General features: G+C 55.7%; 16 protein-coding genes. 11 read left to right on the top strand and 5 right to left on the bottom strand.

Translation table 11 applies throughout. The annotated features are described in order from the left end of the window. Window positions 1–6: 6 nt before the first annotated feature. From dcyD to EH164_RS08790, 4 genes are all read right to left on the bottom strand, one after another. A complete protein-coding gene (dcyD, locus tag EH164_RS08805; RefSeq protein ID WP_124967960.1) occupies window positions 7–993 on the bottom strand; it encodes a D-cysteine desulfhydrase in 987 nt (328 codons plus the stop codon). 107 nt (window positions 994–1,100) lie between these two features. Then, window positions 1,101–1,901: a cystine ABC transporter substrate-binding protein gene (tcyJ, locus tag EH164_RS08800; protein WP_124967959.1), complete on the bottom strand. Its 801-nt coding sequence runs from the start codon at window positions 1,899–1,901 to the stop codon at window positions 1,101–1,103. Window positions 1,902–1,981: 80 nt separating this feature from the next. Next, a complete protein-coding gene (fliZ, locus tag EH164_RS08795) occupies window positions 1,982–2,533 on the bottom strand; it encodes a flagella biosynthesis regulatory protein FliZ (protein ID WP_023480107.1) in 552 nt (183 codons plus the stop codon). Between the two features lie 62 nt (window positions 2,534–2,595). Next, the gene (locus EH164_RS08790; protein WP_023480141.1) at window positions 2,596–3,315 is read right to left on the bottom strand and encodes an RNA polymerase sigma factor FliA; all 720 of its coding nucleotides are present in this window, start codon (window positions 3,313–3,315) and stop codon (window positions 2,596–2,598) included. Between the two features lie 478 nt (window positions 3,316–3,793). Between EH164_RS08790 and EH164_RS08785 the strand changes: the two genes are divergently transcribed. The 9 genes from EH164_RS08785 (at window position 3,794) to EH164_RS08745 (ending at window position 12,106) form a co-directional block, all read left to right on the top strand. Further along, window positions 3,794–4,441: an acetyltransferase gene (locus EH164_RS08785; protein ID WP_241175016.1), complete on the top strand. Its 648-nt coding sequence runs from the start codon at window positions 3,794–3,796 to the stop codon at window positions 4,439–4,441. 41 nt (window positions 4,442–4,482) lie between these two features. Continuing rightward, on the top strand, window positions 4,483–4,725 hold the full coding sequence (locus tag EH164_RS08780; RefSeq protein ID WP_023480037.1) for a hypothetical protein: 243 nt from the start codon (window positions 4,483–4,485) through the stop codon (window positions 4,723–4,725). A gap of 68 nt (window positions 4,726–4,793) precedes the next feature. Beyond that, entirely contained in the window at window positions 4,794–5,537 is a 744-nt protein-coding gene (locus tag EH164_RS08775) for an SDR family NAD(P)-dependent oxidoreductase (RefSeq protein ID WP_124967958.1), read from the top strand. Beyond that, window positions 5,534–6,352, top strand: coding sequence for a transketolase (locus tag EH164_RS08770; protein ID WP_023480138.1), 819 nt, complete (start codon window positions 5,534–5,536; stop codon window positions 6,350–6,352). The genes EH164_RS08775 and EH164_RS08770 overlap by 4 nt, the downstream gene beginning before the upstream one ends. Then, complete coding sequence (locus tag EH164_RS08765) at window positions 6,345–7,310, top strand: transketolase family protein (RefSeq protein ID WP_124967957.1); 966 nt, start codon at window positions 6,345–6,347, stop codon at window positions 7,308–7,310. Before EH164_RS08770 ends, EH164_RS08765 begins: the two co-directional genes overlap by 8 nt. Then, window positions 7,307–8,689: an AMP-binding protein gene (locus EH164_RS08760; RefSeq protein WP_124967956.1), complete on the top strand. Its 1,383-nt coding sequence runs from the start codon at window positions 7,307–7,309 to the stop codon at window positions 8,687–8,689. The genes EH164_RS08765 and EH164_RS08760 overlap by 4 nt, the downstream gene beginning before the upstream one ends. Continuing rightward, window positions 8,673–9,758, top strand: a complete 1,086-nt coding sequence (locus tag EH164_RS08755) for an acyl-protein synthetase (protein ID WP_124967955.1) — start codon at window positions 8,673–8,675, stop codon at window positions 9,756–9,758. The genes EH164_RS08760 and EH164_RS08755 overlap by 17 nt, the downstream gene beginning before the upstream one ends. Next, the gene (locus tag EH164_RS08750; protein ID WP_124967954.1) at window positions 9,742–10,941 is read left to right on the top strand and encodes an acyl-CoA reductase; all 1,200 of its coding nucleotides are present in this window, start codon (window positions 9,742–9,744) and stop codon (window positions 10,939–10,941) included. The genes EH164_RS08755 and EH164_RS08750 overlap by 17 nt, the downstream gene beginning before the upstream one ends. Before the next feature lie 40 nt (window positions 10,942–10,981). Continuing rightward, window positions 10,982–12,106, top strand: a complete 1,125-nt coding sequence (locus tag EH164_RS08745; protein WP_164483609.1) for an FkbM family methyltransferase — start codon at window positions 10,982–10,984, stop codon at window positions 12,104–12,106. 32 nt (window positions 12,107–12,138) lie between these two features. Here EH164_RS08745 and EH164_RS08740 read toward each other — a convergent pair whose 3' ends face one another. Then, window positions 12,139–13,290 carry a DegT/DnrJ/EryC1/StrS aminotransferase family protein gene (locus EH164_RS08740; protein ID WP_034813178.1) on the bottom strand — a complete coding sequence of 384 codons (1,152 nt, stop codon included), beginning with the start codon at window positions 13,288–13,290 and terminating at the stop codon, window positions 12,139–12,141. 303 nt (window positions 13,291–13,593) lie between these two features. Here EH164_RS08740 and EH164_RS08735 point away from each other — a divergent pair, with 303 nt between their 5' ends. Both EH164_RS08735 and EH164_RS08730 read left to right on the top strand, forming a co-directional pair. Beyond that, entirely contained in the window at window positions 13,594–14,391 is a 798-nt protein-coding gene (locus tag EH164_RS08735; RefSeq protein ID WP_235180448.1) for a class I SAM-dependent methyltransferase, read from the top strand. A gap of 191 nt (window positions 14,392–14,582) precedes the next feature. Beyond that, window positions 14,583–18,149 carry a glycosyltransferase gene (locus tag EH164_RS08730; protein ID WP_164483608.1) on the top strand — a complete coding sequence of 1,189 codons (3,567 nt, stop codon included), beginning with the start codon at window positions 14,583–14,585 and terminating at the stop codon, window positions 18,147–18,149. The last annotated feature ends 28 nt before the right edge of the window (window positions 18,150–18,177 follow it).

Below are 18,177 nucleotides of genomic sequence, written 5' to 3'. Positions count from 1 at the left end.
CCTGCGTTAAAGGTGAGGATGGTAGGCAAAGAGCGCCGGTGCGCCGCCCGTATGCACAAACAAAACAGGGCCGTTATCTTTAAAGCGCTTCTGCTCAATGCCATCAAGCAGACCGGCCATCGCTTTGCCGGTATAAACCGGATCGAGCAGGATCCCTTCAAGGCGCGCCAGCAGTTTTACCGCTTCCATCCCTTCATCATTCGGCAGCCCGTAGCCCGGCGCGTAGTACTCATCCCATAGCAGGATTTCCGCCTGCGCCTGTAGCTCAAGCTGACGGGCAATCTCCTGTTGCAGCGTCACTACCTTCGGTTTTTGCTCCGCGACGCTGCGCGAGACGGTAACGCCAATCAGCTCTACGTCCGGCATCAGCTGTTCCAGCCCCACCGCCAGCCCGGCATGGGTACCGGCGCTGCCTGAAGCGACTACCACCGATGAGAGACCGAGCACGCCTTCACACTGTTGTGCGATCTCCAGCGCGCTCTCAACGTAGCCCATTGCCCCCAGCGCGTTAGAGCCGCCCACTGGCACAACATAGGGGCGAAAACCCTGCGCTTCAATGCGCGTTGCCAGTTCGCTAAGTTGGGCTGCGGGATCGGTAAGCGCGTCGCACATCTCAATCTGCGCGTTAAAGAGATCGAGCAGCAGGCGGTTGCCATTAGTGAGGTAGTTTTCCGCACGGGTTCCGGTCGGGTTTTCCAGCAGCGCGACGCAGTGCAGTCCGAGCTTCGCCGCAACCGCCGCCGTCTGGCGCACGTAGTTGGACTGGATTGCGCCAGCGGTAACCAGCGTATCGGCCCCTTCGCGCAGCGCATCGGCGGCAAGAAACTCCAGCTTGCGCAGCTTGTTGCCGCCCATTGCCAGCGGTGTCACATCATCGCGTTTGATATAAATGTCGCGACCAACGTAATCCGATAAGCGCGGCAAATAGTCGAGCGGCGTCGGCGCGCCGATAAACTCAAGGCGGGGAAAGCGGGTTAAATTGTGTAAGGGCATACAACCTCCTGAAGCCGCAAAGATACGTAATGGTTTTATTATGCACGGAAATATCCGCCGCAATAAAAAAGGCGCTTGATTAAGCGCCTTTTTTTAGCAGAGCACGATTACTTCGTTACATCTGCGCCAAACCATTTTTCTGACAGCGCCTTCATGGTGCCATCTTTCTGCATCTCGGCAATGGCCGCATCGATCGCTTTCAGCAGGTCATCATTACCTTTGCGCACCGCCACGCCAGACTCCTGACGGGAGAAGGCATCACCGGCGACCGCCAGCGTATCTTTAGTTTTCTTCACCAGATCCAGCGCCGCCAGGCGGTCGACCAGAATGGCGTCAATACGGCCTACGCGCAGATCCTGGTATTTGGTCGGGTCATCATCGTAGGTACGAATGTCAACGCCCTGCACGTTTTTGCGCAGCCACTCTTCGTAGTTGGTGCCAAGACCAACGCCGACTTTCTTACCTTTCAGATCGGCAGGCGTTTTGATGCTGCCTTCATTGCCTTTTTTCACCAGCGCCTGAATACCGGACACGGTATAGGGCGTTGAGAAGTCATACTTCTTCTTGCGCTCGTCGGAGATGGTCACCTGGTTTATCACCACATCGATGCGCTTTGAGTCCAGCGAGGCCAGCATGCCGTCCCACTTTGTGGGCTTCAGCGACGCTTTTACGCCCAGATGCTGCGCCAGTGCTTCGGCGAACTCCACTTCAAACCCGGTCAGCTTGCCATCATCACCCTGAAAGCTGAACGGCGGATAGGTGCCCTCCAGCCCAACTAATAATGTGCCGCGCTCTTTGACTTTATTCAGCAGATTTTCTGCGGCAAAGGTTTTGACGCTCATACCGGCCACCAGCGCGACAGCCATAACACCCATCAATGCCTGACGACCCAAAAGTGCTAGTTTCATTCTTCCCCCACTAAGAGATTCGCTATAGCGCGCCGCGTCTGAGCGTGAAGCCCAGCCGCGGCCTGATAACACATTCTTTTTTAATATATATCAGATGTCGCGCCGACAGCGATCTTTTGCGCGCCAGTAAAGCGTTGTTGGGTTTTAAACTGGGCATATTTGCGCAAAGCGATGCGGTAATTGTTGGTGCTGGTCGCAGGTAGCCAGGGTTCGAGGTTCTCATCAAGGAACCCCTCTTCCAGCAGTTGGCGGGAGATATTCAGTTCAGTGAGATGGTTGCCGAGGCGGCGAAGACGCACGACATATTCGCGCACCGTACCGTGGCTCATCTCAGTCTGTTCGAAAAGGTATTGTTTAAAGCCGATGATATCGAAGAAGTCACTCTGCTCTTTGCAGTGCAGATCGCCACAAAAGCGACAGAGTGCCACCCACTCTTTTTGCTCTTGTAGCCACGCGGCTTCATCCAGCAGCATGTCCAGCCGCGAAATCGCAATTTTGTTGACGATCTCGCCGCGGCGTACCAGTGTAATGCGGTCGAGCAGTTTGTGGCAGTGAGCACAATGCGTTTGGCTGTGTTTAAAGTCTTTCAGGTAGCGGCTTAATGGCCGTCTTTTCGATTGCTGCACCGTCATGATAACTCCTGGTTGTCAATGCGTTGTTCGGCATTTACCAGGGGCGATGCAGTATCACCGACCTATAACTTACCCAGCTTGGTACGTAAGCGCTTAATGGCCTGGCTATGGAGCTGGCTGACACGCGATTCCCCGACTTCCAGTACAGCACCGATCTCTTTGAGATTCAGCTCCTCCTGGTAGTACAGCGTCAGGACAAGTTGTTCACGCTCGGGCAGCGACTCAATCGCTTCCATCACCCGGTGGCGTAAATTACTCTCCATTAACTGGAATAACGGGTTTTCCTGTTGATGATCTTCCGTCACCAGCTCGATACTGTCGCCGTGCTCTTCCCGCCATTCGTCATAGGAGAAAAGCTGACTATTGTTCGTATCGAGCAACATCTGACGGTACTCCTCAACGGGAATACCAAGACGCTGCGCCACTTCTGTTTCCGACGCGTTACGTCCCAGCTCTTGCTCTAGTTGCCCCATTGCCTGCGCCACTTCGCGGGCATTACGTCGGACACTGCGTGGCACCCAATCGCGGCTGCGCAACTCGTCCAACATAGCCCCACGAATACGCTGTACTGCGTAAGTGGTAAATGCCGTTCCTTGCAGAGCGTCATAACGATCTACTGCATTCAATAGACCGATGCCGCCCGCCTGTAGCAGGTCGTCCAGTTCCACACTTGCTGGCAAACGCACCTGCAGGCGCAATGCTTCATGACGCACTAGAGGAACATAACGTTGCCACAGCGAGTGTTTATCCATTACACCATCAGCGGTATAGAGTGAATTCACGATAAACGGCCCTGCGTTAATTGAGTTATCGGCGTAATTATCCGTTTCTATAGTTGTTTTAATCGGATGAATAGTGGGTGAAATGGCAGGTTATTTACACCAATAGAGAAATTTCGCCCTTTAAAACCTACCTCCCTTCAAGAAAAATCTAATCAATCAAGGAGATAATAGAAGCGCTGGCGCATATAAAAAATTTTTCCCTCATGGCACAAAACCATTCAGCGATACGCCTGTTTTTACTAAGTCATCAGCCAAAGCCGCTGACTTAAATGAAATTATTCATAAAATCGCGTTTTTTCACCCTGCCCTATCCGTTGATAAGCGAGGAAAAATGATGGTTATTCCTCCCCTGACTCCCCCCTCCGCTCATTTACATTAAAGCCCTGATCCGGGCTATCACTCTTTGCGCGCGAGCGAACGCGACAGCGTGACGCATTGTTCGCCAAATCATCGCCCGGCAATACCGCATCTCGAGGATATGATGAAACTGGCAATCTATGGCGCAGGTGGTCTCGGCAGAGAAGTGTATGAGTTGGTCAAACAGCTCAACGCAGCTGAATCACGCTGGAGCGGCGTCTGCTTTATTGATGATATTGATCCCCATCGCCAGTTAAAGGGCCAACCTGTCGTCACACTGCAGGAGATCTCGCCCGAGGAGTATGAGGTGGTTGTCGGCGTGGGCGAGCCTAATGTGCGTCATCAAATGGCGCAAAAAGCCCTGAATGCAGGATTCCGACTGGCGACGCTCATCCATCCTCTGGCGCGCGTCAGCGATGACGTCACCTTCGGCGAAGGGACGATCGTCTGCGATCGCGCCTATGTTTCCTGCGACTGTACCATCGGTAAAAATGTCTATCTGCAGCCTAACTGCAACGTCGGCCATGATTGTGTGATTGGTGACGATAGCGTGATCTCCGCGTACGCCAATCTCGGCGGCAACTGCCTGATTGGCACCCGCACCTACATCGGCCTCAATGCGGCTATCCGGGAAACGACAACTATCGGCGACGATACCATCATCAGTATGGGCGCGATTGTTTTTAATGATATTGGCTCCTCGGTAATCGCACTGGGGAATCCGGCGCGCGTCATGCGTGCAAATGAAGATAAAAAAGTATTCAGGTAAACCTGAATAGTCATCAAGCTTGCTGCCATCTGGAGACCGTGATGTCCAATCTGGAAACGTATAACCGTATTTTTATTGAAACCTTCGAGGTTACTGAAGAGATCCTGCCGGGCTATCAGTACCAGGATACTCCCTCATGGGACTCCGTAGGTCATATGACCCTTATCGCCTCTCTGGAAGATGCTTTTGAAATCATGATGGATACCGATGACATCATTGAGTTCTCCTCATGGGAAAAAGGCAAAGCGATCCTGAAAAAATATGATGTTGAACTGCAAAGCTAATCAGTTGACACGTTGATTCGTCCAGACCCCGCATGTCGCTAACGCATCGGTCGTTGAGGAAGCCAGAAATGTTGATGCAAGGAAAAAACGTAATTATCACTGGCTGTCGCCGGGGTATGGGGCTGGAGATGGTCAAACTCTTCGCCGCGAACGGGGCAAACATTTATGCCCATGCCCGCCAGGCTGATGACGCGTTTACCGGCCAGATGAGTGAGATAGCCGACCTGCATCAGGTTAATATCTGGCCACTCGGCTTTGATATCACCGACACCGCGGCGATGAAAACAGCGGTCAAGCAGATCATGGCGGATAAACGTCCCATTGATGCGCTTATCAATAACGCTGGCGTAGCCTGCAATAGCCTCTTTCAGATGACCAGCGAGACGCAGTTACGTACGCAATTTGAAGTGAATTTTTTCTCTGTTTTTCTCTTCACGCAGTACATCTCAAAACTCATGCTGCGCCAGCAGCGCGGCAGCATCATTAATATCGCCTCAACGGCAGCGGAAGATGGCAATCCCGGTAAAGCAGCCTATGGCGCTTCAAAAGCCGCGCTGGTTGCCATGACCGCATCGATAGCGGCAGAGCTGGGCGAAAAAGGCATCCGCGCTAACGCTATTGCCCCCGGCATAACCGAAACAGATATGCTGCAAACCATGCCCGCTGAAGTGGTAGAAGAGGCGAAAAAACGCACCGATCTGCGCCGGGCAGGTTCCCCTTCTGAGATTGCCCAGCTAGCGCTTTTTCTCGCCAGCGATCTCTCGAGCTATATCACAGGCCAAACAATTCGTGTCGATGGTGGTCTCAAATGACGCATAAAATTCAGAACGCCGCGCGACGCATCCGTCGCCGTATCGTTAATGTGGCACATCACGCGCCGAGCGATGGCGTGCATGTCTCCCCTGCACTGTCGATGACCGACATCCTGAGTACGCTGTATGGCAGCGTGATGCGTTACGATGCGCAGCAGATCACCAGCAAGCAACGGGATATTTTTATCCTCAGTAAAGGCCACGCGGCGCTGGGGCTGTACGCCACGCTGTGCGAATTCGGCATTATTACCGAGGCGCAGCTCAATGAGTTTGAGATCAACGGCTCGGTGCTGCAGGTTCACCCGACTAAACACCCGGAATATGGTATCGACTTCTCCGGCGGCAGCCTGGCGCAGGGGCTCTCCTTCGCGACCGGGCTGGCGCTTGGACGCCGCCTGAACGGCGAAACGTGGCACACCTATGTGCTGGTCGGCGACGGCGAGTGCAACGAGGGGGCTATCTGGGAAGGGGCGTTTATGGCAGCGCACCATAAGATCGATAACCTGACCCTGATCGTTGACCGTAACGGCCTGCAATCCGATGGTTTTACCGCCGAGGTGATGCAGATGGATCTGGAAGCGCTGTGGCGCGCCTGCCACTGGGAAACCATTGTCTGTGATGGGCACGATATTGACGCACTGCAAGCGGCCTTCGCCGCACCGCACAACGGTAAACCGAAGGTGATTATCGCCAACACGGTCAAAGGCAAAGGGGTGTCGTTTATGGAAAACAGTAAAGAGTTTCACCGTAACCGCGTCTCGGCACAGCAGCTCTCTGATGCGCTTACCGGGCTGCACGGGGGCGAAGATGATTGAGTTTAAACCTGCGGCTATCCGCTCCTGGTCAATGCTCGGCTCGCGCGGCACCTTTGGCATGACGCTGCTTGAGCTGGCGCACGACGATCCGCGCATCGTGGCGCTCTCCGGCGATCTCTGTAAATCCTCGGGCCTCGATCGCTTTAGCACTACTTATCCCGAACGCTTCTTTAATACCGGCATCGCTGAACAGAATCTGGTGGGCGTCGCCGCAGGTCTGGCTTCCAGCGGCTTTGTGCCGTTCGCCACCTCGTTTCCTAACTTTCTGACGCTGCGCGCGGCAGAACAGGTGCGCCTTAACCTCGGTTATATGCAGGAGAACGTTAAGCTGGTCGGGCTGGCCTCAGGTCTGGCGACAGGCATGTTCGGCGCCACGCACCACGGTATCGAAGAGCTGGCAATGCTGCGCTCGGTCTCCAACATCGCCATTTTCTCCCCGGCAGATTGTACCGCCACGGTCAAAATGACCCAGGCGGCGCTGGCCTACGATGGCCCGGTCTATCTCCGCCTTACCGGCGGTATGCGCGCGCCCATCGTCTATAAAGAAGATTTTGAACTGATCCCCGGTAAAGCGATTACCCTGCGCGAAGGCGACGACATTGCGCTTATCGCCACTGGCAGCATGGTGCATGTTGCCCTCACCTGCGCCACACAATTAGCCGAACGCGGCATTGACGCCACGGTGATTGATATGCACACCATCAAGCCGCTGGATGAAGCCGCCATCAGCGCGCAGCTGGGGAAAAAATTGCTGGTAACGCTGGAAGAGCACAGCGTGATCGGCGGTCTTGGCAGCGCCGTGGCGGAGTGCATCGCTAATCAGGCGCAGCGGCCGCGACAGATGATTGTCGGTATCCCGCAAGGTTATCCGCACGCTGGCGACTACGGCTGGATGCTGGAGCAGAGCGGCCTGACCGCCGCGCAGGTGTGCGCACGGATTGTGGACGCACTGCAATGATCCCCTTCTGGCAGACGCAACAACACGATGCTGCGCGGCTGGCGCTGATCGACGATCGCGGGCAGCAGCTCAGCTATGGCGAGCTGACTGCCAGAGTTAATGCGCTGGCCGGTAAGCTTCCCGCCCGCTCGCTGGTTTTTCTCTTTTGCCAGAACCAGGCCGACGCGGTAATTGGCTATCTCGCCTGCCTGCAAGCAGATGCGGTCGCCCTGCTGCTCGACAGCGCGCTTGATGAGACGCTGGCGCAACAATTAATTGATACCTACCGCCCGGCACTGCTCTGGCAACCGCAGGAGACGGGCTATCAGCTGACGGCCACCGGGCTCACGCCCTGGCCGCTGCATGACGATCTGGCACTGCTAATGTCGACCTCCGGCTCGACCGGCAGCCCGAAACTGGTGCGCCTGAGTAAACGTAATTTGCAGAGCAACGCCGCCAGTATCGCGCACTATTTACAGATTGATGGCGATGAGCGCGGGCTGGTAAGCCTGCCGATCAACTATGTCTACGGCTTATCGATCATCAACAGCCATTTACATGCTGGCGCTACCCTACTCCTGACGGGGCATAGCGTGATGCAGCGCGAGCTGTGGAACTTTGTCCGCGAGACGCGCGCCAGCTCCTTCGCCGGGGTGCCCTACACCTGGGAGATGCTGCGCAAGCTGCGTTTTATGCGCATGGATCTGCCGGATCTGCGCACTCTGACCCAGGCCGGGGGCAAACTTTCGCCAGCGTTGCAGCAGGAGTACACCGAGTTTGCCCGTCAGAACGGAAAGCGTTTTATCGTTATGTACGGTGCCGCAGAAGCGACCTCGCGTATGGCCTGGCTGCCGCCGGAAGAGGCCGACGCGCGTTACGGCGCTATCGGTAAACCGATTCCGGGCGGCGAGTTTCTGTTGCTGGATGAGACAAACCAACCCATCACCACGCCGAATACGCAGGGTGAACTGATTTATCGCGGCGATAACGTGGCGCTGGGCTACGCCGAATGCGGCGAAGATTTAGCGCTCGGCGATCGGTTTTCCGGCACGCTGCACACCGGCGATATCGCCACCTTTGATGAGGCGGGCTTCTACCGCATTGTCGGGCGCAAAAAGCGTTTTTTGAAAATATTCGGTAACCGCGTGGGTCTGGATGAGATGGAAGCGCTGTTAAAAACCGCCTTCCCGGATGTCAGCCTCGCCTGCGATGGACGCGACGATCTGCTCTGTATCTTTCTTACCGATACGTCGCTGGCCGCCGCGGTGAAACAGTATGCCGCCCAGGTAAGCCATCTGCATGCCAGCGCGTTTCAGACGGTTATCCTGGCTGACATTCCCAAAAACCCGGCGGGTAAGACGCTCTATCACAGGCTGAAAGAACATGTCCCTCACTCTTGATGAGATGCTGGCCATCGCCCCCTACTCGCTGGCGCGCGAGGAAAAACGCGCGTTGCAGCTGGCGCGGCTGAAAGCGTTGACCGCCCATCACTATGCGCACTGCGCGCCCTATCGCCAGATGCTGGATGCGCAGGGTATTGCGCCGCAGGCGATTAACGCGCCTGAAGAGATCCCTTTCCTGCCGGTATCGCTGTTTAAGACGTTAACGCTCAAAAGCGTGGCGGATGAAGAGGTGGTGAAAACCATGACCTCTTCCGGCACCACCGGCCAGCAGGTATCGCGCATTTTTCTCGATAAAACCACCGCGGCGATGCAGCAAAAAACGCTGGTAAAGATTGTCAGCCACTTTACCGGTGCCGGGCGGATGCCGATGCTGATTATCGACTCGCCTGAAGTGCTTAAAGATCGCCTGCACTTCTCGGCGCGCGGTGCGGGCATTCTCGGTTTCTCCCTCTTTGGTGCCGATCGCGCATGGGCGCTGGATGAAGAGATGAACCTGAATGTTGCGGCGATCGAGGCGTTCCTGGAAAAACACCGCGGCAAGCGCATCCTGATGTTTGGCTTCACCTTTATGGTCTGGCAGCACTTTTATAAAGCGCTGGCGGCCAGCGGAAAGAGACTGGCGCTGGATAACGCGCTGCTGATCCATGGCGGCGGCTGGAAAAAGCTGCAAAACGAGGCGGTCTCACCGGCTGAGTTCGCCCGTCGTTTACAGGCTGTTTGCGGGCTGCCCGCGGTGCATGACTACTACGGCATGGTGGAGCAGACTGGCTCAATTTCGATGCAGTGCGAAGAGGGCCATCTGCACAGCTCTATTTTCTCAGATGTGATTATCCGTAACGCAGCCGATTTCTCCTGCGCGCCGGTTGGAGAGCGCGGGATCGTTCAGGTGCTCTCCCTGCTCCCGGAGTCCTATCCGGGTCACTCCCTGCTGACAGAAGATGAGGGCGTGCTGCTGGGTGAAGATGACTGCCCCTGCGGGCGCAAAGGGAAGTACTTCCACCTGTTTGGCCGGCTGAAAAAAGCAGAATTAAGAGGGTGTAGCGACACGTATGCAGCCACATTTTGACGGCATAACCTTTGCCATTGGCGATGAAGCACAGCTGCGGGCGATGCCGACACTGGCCCCGTTTGCTCCCTTTGCCGCGCCGGTGCTGGAATTTCTGCACACCTTTTCGCGCCTGACGCTGCGAGACAGCGAAGCGAAAGCGTGGCCCGATGTGGTGAGCCTCGGCTTCTGGTGTCGACCGGCGTCGCTGGCGCAGATGCGCGCCAGCTGCGGCGATCTCGCCCAGCGCTTTGGCCGCGGCGTGGCGTTTCATATCGCGCCGGGTAACGTTGCGGCGAATTTTGCCTACTCGCTGTTTAGCGGGCTGCTGACCGGCAATGCCAATATCGTGCGCTTACCCGGGCGCGATCACCCGCAGGTGACGATAATTGTGCGCTTATTATCCGCCGCGCTGGCAGAACACCCGGCGCTTGCGCCCTGGATTTGTCTGCTGCGCTACGGGCGTCAACAAGCCATTAATGATGCGCTCTCGGCGCTGTGCGATACGCGGATTATCTGGGGTGGGGATGAAACCATCGCCCAGATCCGCCGCTCACCGCTCCCGGTGCGCGCGCTCGACATCGCCTTTGCCGATCGCTACTCGCTGGCGGCGATCGACGCCGAACGCTACCTGGCGCATGAGGACAAAGCCGCGCTGGCACAGGCGTTCTTTAACGATACCCTGCTCAACGATCAGAATGCCTGCTCCTCACCGGCGCTGGTGGTGTGGCTGGGGCAAGATGCAGCGCACGCCCGGACGCTCTTCTGGCAACACTTTCGCGACTACGCCGCACCGCGTTATACCCTGGAGCCGGTGGCGGCCGTCGATAAGCTGAGTCGTCTGTATCAATTGGCGGCCCACTACCCGGGGGTCAGAAAGGCCTCTGACGACGATAATTTACTGCTTCGCATAGACCTGCCGGAACTGACAGAAGAGGTCATGGCGCTGCGCGGCAACTGCGGTTTTTTCATGGAGTTTGAGGCGGCTTCGCTGGATGAGATCACCTCGATCTGCGGCGAACGTTGCCAAACGCTGGCGCTGTTCGGCGTCGAGAAAGAGAGCGTTAATCAGTGGCTTGCCACCCACAGGCCGAAAGGGGTGGATCGCATTGTCCCGTTTGGCCATACGCTAGACTTCACTTTGCATTGGGATGGCTATGATCTGGTCGCGATGCTGACCAGACGCATTGCCGCCGGCATTTAAGCCCGGCTCTACTTTTTTAATTTATGCCCCGGAGATGGCGATGACCTCAATCCTGAATCTGATTTCTGCCCGCCGTAACACCTTTATCGATAGCGTGGCGCGGATGCAGGCCAATGGCGATCCCATTGTGCTTTGCGGCGCGGGCTATGCGGCACAAGAGACCTGGGCATTTATGCAGCGTGAACAGATGCCTGTTGATGAAGTGGCGATTGGCCGCGACTACCTGCGCCCCGGAAGTGAGTTTAATGGCCGCCCGCTGGTCTCCTTTGAAGCGCTGGCGCAGACGGGCAGACGCTATAACTACATTGTCGCCATGCAGTTTGTCGACGAGGCGCTGAAAGCCAGCCTGAGCCAGAACGCCCACGAGATGCTGTTCTTTGATTGCGCGTTCATGGGCGTGAACACCAAAGAGTACTTTACTTTCGCCTGGTGCGAGGCGCATCAGCAGCCGTTAACCGCACTCTATGAGCAGCTGGCGGATGAAACCTCAAAAGCGACTTTACTGGCCTACCTGAACCAGCGCATCAGCGCATGCGAAGGCGAATATGGCGCGCTGTACCACCCGCAGCACTACTTTCCGCAAGAGATTATTGCTCTGAAAGATAATGAAGTGTTTATTGACTGCGGGGCCTTTGACGGCGACAGCATCAACGCGTTTACCCGCGCGCTGGCCCGCGATGGCGCGAGCGATGCCGGGCGAATTTACGCTTTCGAGCCGGACAGCACGACATTTGCCCAGTTGAAAAAAAATACCGCCGCGCTGCCGCAGTGTCTCCATTTCCAGGCCGGTGTATGGAATGAAGCCACCACGCTCTATTTTAATGCTTCTAACTCCTTCTCCTCGTCGTTGAGCGAGAGTGCGCATGGCGACAAGATCGATTTGATGAAGATTGACGATGTTACCGCAGGTGAGCGGGTGAGCTTTATTAAGATGGATATCGAAGGGGCTGAGCTGGCTGCGCTCGAGGGGGCGCAGGAGACGATCGCTCGCTGGCAACCGATACTGGCCATCAGCCTTTATCATAAACCGGGCGATCTGCTCTCCATTCCGCACTTTATCCAGCAGTTGCACAGCGATTATCGCTTCTATTTGCGTGCGCACCATCCGCGGCTGGCCTACGAACTGGTGCTCTATGCGGTGCCACCGGCCAGGATAAAAGGATAAAAAAAAGCTCTGTGAAAACAGAGCTTTTTTGTTCAGGCCACCTCTTTTACCGGGCCGCCGGGCTTACCTTTATGGTGCGCATGTTTACGCACCACATCAATCACGCGCTGCTGTTCTGCTTCCGTTAAGTCAGGGTAGATCGGCAGACAGAGGATCTTCTCGGCAATAACGTTTGCCGCTGGCAGGTGTTCAGGTGCGGCTGACGGTAAGTGGCGATACATGGCGAAGGAGCTAATCAGCGGGTAAAAATAGCGACGGGAGTAGATCCCCTCCTCTTTCAGCGCCTCGTAGAGCGCGTCGCGCGCCATTGGGTAGTCCCCTTCCACCAGCACCGGATAATAAGCGTGGTTCCACTCAAAACGTCCACCGGCATCAAACCACGTAATCCCCGCCACATCCTGCAAGCCTTCACAGTAGCGCTGGTAGATCGTTTTGCGCGCGGCCAGTGCGCCATCAATATATTTCAGCTGTAACAGACCAAATGCCGCTTCCATCTCATTCATCTTGGCGTTGATACCGGGGGCGACAACGCGTGTCTCGCCGGCAAAACCGAAGTTTTTCAGGTAATCAATACGCTGTTTTGTCCGCGCATCGTGGCAGATGATCGCCCCGCCTTCAAAAGTGTTAAACACTTTGGTGGCATGGAAACTCAGCACGGATAAGTCGCCGTGATTGAGGATGCTGGTGCCATTCTGACGAACGCCGAAGGCGTGGGCAGCATCATAGATAACTTTCAGGCCATAGATATCGGCAATCTGCTGGATCTTGTCGATTTCGCAGGGAATACCGTAACAGTGCACCGGCATGATCGCGGTGGTTTGCGGGGTGATCAGCCCTTCGATGCACTCCGGGCTGATATTAAACGTCTGGGGATTGATGTCCGCAAAGACAGGCGTTAACCCATTCCACAGCAGCGTATGTGAGGTGGCGACAAACGAATAAGGGGTGGTAATCACCTCGCCCGTCACGCGCAATGCCTGGAGCGCGGTAAGCAGCGCCAGTGTACCGTTTGAAAAGAGGCATACATGTTTCACCCCCAGGTAGTCGGCAAGCTCAGCCTCCAGTTGCTGGTGAAAATCCCCCCCGTTGGTGAGGATGCGATTACGCCAAATCTGCTCCATATAAGGAATGAACTCCTCAAGAGGAGGCAACAGAGGACTTGTGACAAAGATGTTATCGCCCATACGCGGACCTACAGGAATAAAGGGTAGATATGCATCATAGCGATAGCCCGGCGGGCTTATCGGTAAAACAAACCCTATTTCAGGTGCTAATTATCGATACGAACGCGCTATCCCATAAAAAGAGGGGCAAAACAGCGGATATTTAGCGGCTGAATATGCGCAAATTATGTCAAATTCATTCTATAGACTGGCGACCAGGCTGACTGAGTACACTCCGCTACCGCCACCCTCTTTTCTCACCCTTATGGCGAAATTATCAGGATCTTCATGAAAACAAACACTTGCCTTATCTGCGACACGGAAATGAAATTTTATTTTCAAAAAGATAACTATTGCGCGCCGTCAACCGAGAGTTTTACCCGCAAGCTGGTGCCGGTGCAGTTTTATGAGTGTCCCCATTGCGGCTTTTTGAGTTCACAGACGCATAAAGAGCTGAGCCATGAAGAGTGGGAAAAGTTAAATATTGATTTCCACCACTACAGCGAAACCGGTGGCCGCGATACTACAGGGTTTAATCAGCCACCCTATGTTGAGCAAGCATTAATGATTGAGTTGCTGGCGCGCAATAACATTATTGATACCACCAGCATGCTCGACTACGCCTCCGGTTATGGCACGCTCAGCCATATTCAGCGCAAATATTTCAACCGCGAAATCCCCTGCTACGACAAATATGTGCGCAACCCGGAGCACCGCTATATTGATGAGCCGCAGAAGGGTGCCTGGTCAATGGTGATCAACTCCGCCATGTTCGAACATGTGCTGACCCGCCAGGATCTCGACGATGTCAACGCGCTGGTGGCGGATAATGGCTCGCTGCTGATTCATACCGTGGTGGTGGACCGCGTACCGTGCGATCCGGACTGGTTCTACACCGATGTCCCGGTACATACGGTAGTGCACACCAATAAAAGTATGAGCATTCTGATGGAGCAGTGGGGATATCAATCCTCTCTCTACAGCCCGAAAAGTAAATCCTGGGTATTGCTGCGCCAGCCCTATAGCGAAATCAAACCGCTGGTCGACAACATCAATAATGAACTGCAAACCCTTTGGCTGTTCGGCAAAGAGGGCTTTATGGATTACTGGAAAACCCGCTAATCAATAAGGCCGCAACTGCGCGCCTTCACAGCCAGCCAGGCGACTGACTGGCAATGTTTGTTACTCACCATCAGCAGAACAGGCGCAGAAACATTCAGCGATGTAGCGGCTGAATAAAGGGGCGTATGACAGCGTTCATTCTGAACCCATCATGCCCCCTGCGCCCGCAGGTGGCTCGACACGGATACAGAATGAACCAACACGCTCTGGTAAGTATTACCATTCCAGCTTATAAGCCTGACTTTTTTGAAACGGCGCTTCTTAGCGCGCTCAATCAAAGCTGGCCAAACTGCGAGATTATTATCTGCGACGACAGTCGCGATGACACCATCCGGCTTCTCTCAGAGCGTTACGCGCGTCAGGCCGCAATGCCCATCCGTTACTTTAAAAATGAGACGCAGCTGGGTGAAGAGAACAATGTCCGTCGCTGTATTCAGGAAGCCCAGGGGAAATACATTAAATTTCTCTACGACGATGACATTATTTATCAGGAGTGTGTAACCCGGCTGGTCGCGGCGATAGAGGCCTCCCCGCTGAACCGTCTGGCTTCCTGCCGACGTACGCGTATTGACGAAGCGGGTAAACCGCTTGCTGATATTAATGCCACCGCCTTCCCTTTCGGTTGCGACGTGGTGATAGACGGCGCGGACGTGGTGGCTTTCCTTGGCGATCACCAGGTGAACTTTATCGGTGAGCCGAGCACCGTGCTCTGCTATCGCGACGATCTGCTGGCATATAAAGATGAGCTGTTTAAATTAAATGGCGAATCGATGCCTTTCCTCGCCGATGTCGCCCTCTACGTCAAGCTGTTGCGCCATGGCAATCTGGCGTTTGTTGCTGACGCTCTCGCCGCGTTTCGCATCTCGGAAAATCAGAGCAGCCAGTGGGCACGCGAAGAGAAGTATCGCGAGATGATCAACCGTACCTACACCCGCTTCCCGCAGCTTATTCGCGAAATGGGGTGGTACAAAGGCAACAAAGAGGAGAACTGCGTCTTCAAAGTGGCACCGCTGAACGCCCCTGAAGCGTTCCAGCCGGAAAACATCATTCACGGCATGCTGCACGCAACGCATCTCTCAAACCGCCATTATCAGAGTTATCAAATTCAGCAGTGGCTGCAACAGCGCACGCTTCCTGCCCAGCACTGTGGTTATGCCGAAGCGTATGCAAAGGCGCGCGGCATTGCGCAAACCCTGACGGTGTTTATCCTGCACGCTGACCGCGATCCGGTGGCTACCCGGCGCACGCTTGACAGCGTCAATGGCTACACCGGCTATGGGCTAACGCTTGAAGCGGTTGCGGTAGGCGAAACCGCGCCACAAACCGCGCCGGACACCATCACTGTTGTCGCGGCGCAAACGCAAACGGTGCAGCGCATTAACGCTTTTCTTAACGACCATGCAACAGACTGGGTGCTGTTCCTTGAGGCTGGCGAAACGCTGCTTCCCAGCGGCATGCTGATGTTCGATCTGGCGCTGGACGGTGCGGAAAGTTGTGATGCGCTCTACGGCGACGAGCTGTATCAGCATGAAGGCGACATCCACTCGACGGCGTTTCGCCCTGACTTTAACCTCGATTTACTGCTGAGCTACCCGGCGGAAATGGCGCGCCACTGGCTGTTTCGTACCCGCACGCTGCGTGAGCTGGGCGGTTTCAACCCGCACTATGCGCAGGCGTGGCAATTTGAGTACATCGTGCGCCTGATTGAGCAGAAAGGGATCGGTTTTGCCGGACACCTTCCGGAGCCATTTCTTCTCGGCCACCTGCCGGAGATTGTCACCCGGCCGGAAGAGCTGACCATTTTAACCGGGCATCTGCACCAGCGCGGCTACGCTCAGGGCCAGGTGGCGGTGACCGGCGAAGGGCTTTACGCTCTGCGCTACCATCATCAGGAACAACCGCTGGTATCGATTATTATCCCGACCAAAGATCAGCTGCGCATCCTGATCGCCTGCGTCACCAGCCTGCTGGAAAAAACGCGCTACCGTAATTACGAGCTGCTGATTGTCGATAACAACAGCGAAACCCCGGAAGCATTGCAGTGGCTGGAGGGGATCTCGGTCATCGATCCTGAACGCATCCGTGTTCTGCGCTATCCGCATCCTTTTAACTACTCTGCCATCAACAATATGGCGGCGCGGGAAGCGCGCGGTGACTACCTGGTACTGCTGAATAACGATACCGCGATCATTAACCCCGACTGGCTGGATAATCTTCTCAACCACGCTCTGCGACCGGAAGTGGGTATCACCGGTGCAAAACTGCTCTACCCTGACGGAAAGATCCAGCACGCTGGCGTGGTGCTCGGGCTGCGCGGCCCGGCGGATCACCCCTTTATCGGTAGCGAAAACGATCGCAGCGGCTATATGAACCGTCTGCGTGTCGACCAGAACTACAATGTGCTGACCGCCGCCTGTTTGCTGATCCGCAAATCTGTGTATGAGCAGGTCGGCGGGTTAGACGAGGCGCAATTTACCGTCTCCTATAACGATGTTGATCTCTGTCTGAAAGTGCGTGAAGCGGGCTATTTAGAGGTATGGACACCGCACGCGGTGGTGATGCATGAGGGCAGCGTCAGCCAGACTCACGTCGATAAAACGGTGCAGGAGAAAAAGCGCCAGCGTTTTATGGCTGAACAGGACACCATGTACCGCAAATGGTTGCCGATCATCGCCAACGATCCGGCTTATAACCCTAACCTCTCCCAGGATGGCGCAGGTTTCCAGTTTGAGGTAGATCGCCATAACAGCTGGCAGCCGCTGCACTGGAAACCGATCCCGCGCCTGGTCTCCTTCCCGCTGCACAGCCTGCCCACCAGCCAACAGCGCCTCGATACCCCGCTGTCGTTAATGCACCAAGTGGGGCTGGTTGAAGGACAGATCAATTACCGCGCCAGTAGCTACGTCGACCTGGCTCGCTTCGCGCCGGATGCGTTAATTGTTCATCGCCAGATCAGTGCCGGCACGCAGGAGTGGTTAAGACGATTGCCGCAGGGGAATGCCCTTTTTAAAGTGTTCGACCTCGACGGGTGGTTGCCCGCCATGCCGGCGAACGCGGCGGAGCGCAACGATCCGCCGCAGGCGGTAGCGGCAGCCTTGCGCGCCACCTTAAGCCATGTTGATCGGCTGGTGGTCGCCAGCGATGTGCTGGCGGAGCAGTGCGCGGGTCTGCATAGCGATATCCGCGTTATGCCCGCTCGCCTCGATCCGCGCCTGTGGTCAGCGCTCAATACGCTGCGCGGTACCGGCGATAAAATGCGCATTGGCTGGATCGGCAGCGCCGCCGATGTCGGCGATCTGGAAGTGATTCACAAGGTAATTGGTCAGCTGGCGGATCGCGTTGAGTGGGTCTTCTATGGCTACTGCCCACCCTCATTGCGCCCGCTGGTGACCGAGTATCACGTCGCGGTGCAAGCGCCCTTTTTTGCGCAGAAGCTGGCCAGCCTCAATCTGGATCTCGCTTTACTGCCGATGGCGGATAATTTGTGGAATCGCACTATCAGCCCGCGTCGGGTGCTGGAATATGGTGCCTGCGGCGTGCCGGTTATCTGTAGCGATCTTCTCTCTACCCGGGATGTTGCTGCCGTTACGCGCGTGGAGAACAAACCTAAACTGTGGCGCGAGGCGATTGAAAACCACCTCAACGATCGCGCTGCCTCAGCCGCCCTTGGTGATGCATTGCATGCGTATGCGCGGGAGAAGGGGTTCTGGGATGAGGAGACGCTGCTTCAGCAGGCCCGTATCTGGCTGCCTGATTAAGCCTGGTTGCGATAGACGCTAATAAAAA

Origin of the sequence: Kosakonia sp. CCTCC M2018092, assembly GCF_003864115.1 — a bacterium.
Lineage (GTDB): Bacteria > Pseudomonadota > Gammaproteobacteria > Enterobacterales > Enterobacteriaceae > Kosakonia > Kosakonia cowanii.
This window is presented reverse-complemented; position numbering and strand designations above follow the sequence as displayed.

What these genes read in the sequence shown, in the direction of transcription:
- dcyD (WP_124967960.1), bottom strand. Translation starts at nt 993, where the DNA reads ATGCCCTTACACAATTTAACCCGCTTTCCCCGCCTTGAGTTTATCGGC.
- tcyJ (WP_124967959.1), bottom strand. Translation starts at nt 1,901, where the DNA reads ATGAAACTAGCACTTTTGGGTCGTCAGGCATTGATGGGTGTTATGGCT.
- fliZ (WP_023480107.1), bottom strand. Translation starts at nt 2,533, where the DNA reads ATGACGGTGCAGCAATCGAAAAGACGGCCATTAAGCCGCTACCTGAAA.
- EH164_RS08785 (WP_241175016.1), top strand. Translation starts at nt 3,794, where the DNA reads ATGATGAAACTGGCAATCTATGGCGCAGGTGGTCTCGGCAGAGAAGTG.
- EH164_RS08780 (WP_023480037.1), top strand. Translation starts at nt 4,483, where the DNA reads ATGTCCAATCTGGAAACGTATAACCGTATTTTTATTGAAACCTTCGAG.
- EH164_RS08775 (WP_124967958.1), top strand. Translation starts at nt 4,794, where the DNA reads ATGTTGATGCAAGGAAAAAACGTAATTATCACTGGCTGTCGCCGGGGT.
- EH164_RS08770 (WP_023480138.1), top strand. Translation starts at nt 5,534, where the DNA reads ATGACGCATAAAATTCAGAACGCCGCGCGACGCATCCGTCGCCGTATC.
- EH164_RS08765 (WP_124967957.1), top strand. Translation starts at nt 6,345, where the DNA reads ATGATTGAGTTTAAACCTGCGGCTATCCGCTCCTGGTCAATGCTCGGC.
- EH164_RS08760 (WP_124967956.1), top strand. Translation starts at nt 7,307, where the DNA reads ATGATCCCCTTCTGGCAGACGCAACAACACGATGCTGCGCGGCTGGCG.
- EH164_RS08755 (WP_124967955.1), top strand. Translation starts at nt 8,673, where the DNA reads ATGTCCCTCACTCTTGATGAGATGCTGGCCATCGCCCCCTACTCGCTG.
- EH164_RS08750 (WP_124967954.1), top strand. Translation starts at nt 9,742, where the DNA reads ATGCAGCCACATTTTGACGGCATAACCTTTGCCATTGGCGATGAAGCA.
- EH164_RS08745 (WP_164483609.1), top strand. Translation starts at nt 10,982, where the DNA reads ATGACCTCAATCCTGAATCTGATTTCTGCCCGCCGTAACACCTTTATC.
- EH164_RS08740 (WP_034813178.1), bottom strand. Translation starts at nt 13,290, where the DNA reads ATGGGCGATAACATCTTTGTCACAAGTCCTCTGTTGCCTCCTCTTGAG.
- EH164_RS08735 (WP_235180448.1), top strand. Translation starts at nt 13,594, where the DNA reads ATGAAATTTTATTTTCAAAAAGATAACTATTGCGCGCCGTCAACCGAG.
- EH164_RS08730 (WP_164483608.1), top strand. Translation starts at nt 14,583, where the DNA reads ATGAACCAACACGCTCTGGTAAGTATTACCATTCCAGCTTATAAGCCT.